This window comes from Verrucomicrobiota bacterium, from assembly GCA_016871535.1.
GTDB lineage: Bacteria > Verrucomicrobiota > Verrucomicrobiia > Limisphaerales > SIBE01 > VHCZ01.
This window is the reverse complement of the sequence record VHCZ01000402.1, coordinates 1-3,577: the sequence shown is the minus strand read 5'-3', so window position 1 is coordinate 3,577 and position 3,577 is coordinate 1. Positions and strand designations below refer to the sequence as shown.

The 3,577-nt window shown below is 58.9% G+C and carries 3 protein-coding genes; 2 read left to right on the top strand and 1 reads right to left on the bottom strand.

What is annotated here, in order from left to right; genetic code table 11:
* The first annotated feature begins 78 nt into the window (after positions 1 to 78).
* Together FJ398_26775 and FJ398_26770 are read left to right on the top strand one after the other, a co-directional pair.
* On the top strand, positions 79 to 861 hold the full coding sequence (locus FJ398_26775) for a hypothetical protein (protein MBM3841487.1): 783 nt from the start codon (positions 79 to 81) through the stop codon (positions 859 to 861).
* 114 nt (positions 862 to 975) lie between these two features.
* Positions 976 to 2,799 (top strand): tetratricopeptide repeat protein, encoded by a 1,824-nt coding sequence (locus FJ398_26770; protein ID MBM3841486.1) that lies wholly within the window; start codon positions 976 to 978, stop codon positions 2,797 to 2,799.
* Here FJ398_26770 and FJ398_26765 read toward each other — a convergent pair.
* Positions 2,796 to 3,569: a phosphate ABC transporter ATP-binding protein gene (locus tag FJ398_26765; GenBank protein ID MBM3841485.1), complete on the bottom strand. Its 774-nt coding sequence runs from the start codon at positions 3,567 to 3,569 to the stop codon at positions 2,796 to 2,798. The two genes, FJ398_26770 and FJ398_26765, sit on opposite strands and share 4 nt — an antisense overlap.
* Positions 3,570 to 3,577 lie beyond the last annotated feature (8 nt).

The following is a 3,577-nucleotide window of genomic DNA, read 5'->3' as shown; positions in this document are numbered from 1 at the left end:
ATGAAAAGCTTCCAAGATTCCGGAATTCCCGCACTCCGCTCCTGCCTGACTAAAGCAAATTCGTGGCGTAACTCATGGATGTTCGCGGTTTTGCTTGGTTTGTCGGAGGCCACGCTCGGCGAAGAGCTGAGCGGCAGCGACATCCTCAAGAAATCCGAAGCCGCTTACGCCGCGGTGAAGACTTATGTGGGAACCACAATCGTGCAGGGCAAGAGCGAAATCGGCGGCACCAAGGTGGAACAAACTTCATCAGCCAAAGTCACCTTCATGCGGCCGGGCAAAGTCCGCATCGAAGGCCAGACCGCCAGCCAGGGAACTTCATTCAAGGGCGGCCATCCCTTCACGATTGTGAGTGACGGCAAGAAAACCTGGAGCGCCTGGCCCCTGCAGCACAACGGCGCCTTTGTGGAGGTCTCGAGTGTGTCCGGTGCGGGCAAAGGAAGTGTCGCTCAAGGCGCAGCCGAACTGATGGCGTCCGCGTTGATGAAGAGCGACGGCGCCTGGACGGGCGGGAGCGATCCCTTCATCGTGCCGCGATTGGAGGGATCAAAGGTGGAAGGCCATGAAGCGATCGATGCTGCGGACTGTTTCAAACTCATCAGCAAGCACGCTGAGCTTGGCGACGTGACGTTGTGGATTGACTCGAAGACTTTCCTCCTTCGCCGGATCTTGATCGAACTCGACGAACAGCAATTGGCCGCGCAGGCAAAGAAAATGGAGGCCACGTTCAAGCGGCTTGGCAAAGAACCTCCCCAAAGGCCTGTGCCCATCAAATCCATGGTCCGAACTTTTTCATTCAAGGACGAGAAAATCGACGGCTCGGTGAATGAAACGAACTTCGTGGATCCGAGGAAGAACTGATCTGACGCTTGAAAGTTGTCAGAGGCGCCCACTTTTCTTCGGTTTCTCGCATTTTGACTGACTCGTCGGTTCGGAAAGCTTGAGCCGAGTTCCAGAGCGTGTTATCGAACGCAGGTGAAGAAGCAAGAGCCGAATCGCCGCCGAAGCCAGGCATCGGCTTCAAACGCGAATCGGGCGGAGCTCAGGCAAGCCGGCCAGGGGAAGGGAATCGTGCTTGGGCTTCTCGGCGCCGGGTTGATCGCGTGCGCTGGCTTCTTCTTTTTCTGGAATCGGAGCCAGAAATCAACCGTGGCCGAGCGCTACGTGCCTCGCCCGAAAGGGACGCTCACCTTCACAAAGGACATTGCGCCGATTATTTTTCAACGTTGCGCGTTTTGCCATCGCCCCGGCCAATCCGCTCCTTTTGCGCTCCTAAGTTTTGCCGAAGTGAAGAAGCGGGCCGAGCAGATCGCTGACGTGACCGCCCGGCGTTACATGCCGCCGTGGCTCCCGGAACCGGGCCACGGCGATTTCGCGGACGAACGCCGGCTGACGGAGGATGAGTTGGGCCGCCTCCAGCAGTGGATCGCCGAAGGCGCGGTCGAGGGGAATCCCTCCGATCTGCTGCCCTTGCCCAAATGGACCGAAGGCTGGCATCTCGGCCAACCGGATCTCGTGGTCAAGATGCCCCTGGCTTACACGCTGCCGGCAGAGGGCAAGGACGTGTATCGCAACTTCGTTTTTTCCATCCCGGTTTCGGCGGCGCGTTTCGTGAAGGGCGTCGAGTTTCTGCCGGGCAACGCCCAGGTCGTGCATCACGCCTTCATTCAAGTGGACGAGACCGGCCAATCGCGCCGCCTCGCCGCACGTCAGAATCCGCCCGGTTTCGACGGCATGGAATTGCCGGATACCGCGATCATGCCGGGCGGCCAATTGCTCGGCTGGCAGCCGGGCAAAGTGCCTTACTTCGCGTCGGACGGTCTGGCCTGGGTCTTAAAACCGAACACTGATCTCGTTTTGCAATTGCACATGAATCCCACGGGCAAACCCGAAACGGTGCAGCCCACGCTCGGATTCTATTTCACCGATCAAGCGCCGACGAACGTCGCGTTCCGCATCAAGCTGGCCCATTTTGAAATGGACATTCCGCCCGGCGCGACGGACTACGCGGTCGAACAATCCTACACGTTGCCGATCGATCTCAGCCTGGTCCGCGTCAGCGCGCACGCGCATTATTTGGGAAAGAAGCTTCAGGGCTACGCCGTTTTGCCGGACGGAGAAAAGCGCTGGCTGATTTCCATCCCGGACTGGGATTTTTTTTGGCAAGGCGATTACCGGTACAAAGAGCCGGTGTCGTTGCCGAAGGCGACGAAGCTGGTCATGCACTACACCTACGACAACAGCACCAACAACGTCCGCAACCCGAACCGCCCGCCAAAGCCGGTGCGCTTCGGTTTGCAGACCACAGACGAAATGGCGGAACTGTTTTTCCAGGCGGCTCCGAAGAATCCAGAAGAGCGCGCGGTCCTCGCCAAAGATTACTTCGAGAAGTTCACCGAGATCAGCATGAACTACTTTCGGTTTCGGCTGCGTCTCGACCCGAATGATGCGCACGCGCGCATGCGGCTGGGCCGGGCTTTGTCATCGCGCGGCCAGGCGAGCGATGCTGTCCCCCATCTCCTGGCGGCGATCCGGCTCAAGCCGGATGATGACAAGGCGCACTACGAACTGGGTTATTTGCTTCTCCTCCAAAAGCAATTGCCCGCTGCCGAACAGGAATTCCGCGCGGTGATTCGATTAAACCCCGACGACTACCAGGCGTTCGGCAACCTGGGTTACATTTGTCTCCAAAAAGGGCGCCGCCAGGAAGCGCAAAGCTTTTTTGAAACGGCCCTGCGCCTGAATCCGGACGACGCCGTGGCTCGAAGAAATCTGGACTTGCTGAAGTCCAAACCCTAACCATAGCGGCCTTCGATGTAGTCGGCGGTTTTCTGATTCTTGGGCGCGAGAAACAATTCCTCGGTTCGGCGATGCTCCACCAACTCGCCCAGGAGCATGAAGATGCACTCGTCGCTGGCGCGGCGCGCTTGCGCCATGTTGTGCGTCACGATCACAATCGTGTAGCGGCCTTTCAACGCCAACATGAGTTCCTCAATGGCGCGAGTGCCTTCCACGTCGAGCGCGGAACACGGTTCGTCCATGAGGATGACCTCCGGCTTGAGCGGCAGCAACCGCCCGATGCAGAGCTTTTGCTGCTGTTCGAGCTGCAGCCCGGTGGCCTTCGCGTCGAGCCGGTCCTTGAGATCGTTCCAGAGGCCGACCTCCGTGAGCGCTTGTTCGACCGCGGCGTCCAGCTCGGTTCGCGACGGCTTCTGCTCGCGGTGGAGCCGCAGGCCAAAGACCACGTTCTCATACACCGAAATCGGCAGCGGGTTCGGGCGCTGGAACACCATGCCGACGCGTTTGCGGAGCTCGATCAGCGAAACATCCGGGTCGTAGATATTTTTGCCGAGAATTTTGATTTCGCCCTTCGTGGTGACGTAATCGTAGCGTTCGTTGACTCGATTGAAGCAGCGCAACAACGTCGTTTTGCCGCAGCCACTCGGCCCGATGAGCGACGTGGCGAGGCCGTGCCGGATGTTGACACTGACGTTGATGAGCGCCTGGAACTTGCCGTACCAGAGGCAAACGTCGCGCGTCGTGATGCTGAATTGGACCGGATCACTCATCTGTGTCG

What these genes read in the sequence shown, in the direction of transcription:
- FJ398_26775 (MBM3841487.1), top strand. Translation starts at nt 79, where the DNA reads ATGTTCGCGGTTTTGCTTGGTTTGTCGGAGGCCACGCTCGGCGAAGAG.
- FJ398_26765 (MBM3841485.1), bottom strand. Translation starts at nt 3,569, where the DNA reads ATGAGTGATCCGGTCCAATTCAGCATCACGACGCGCGACGTTTGCCTC.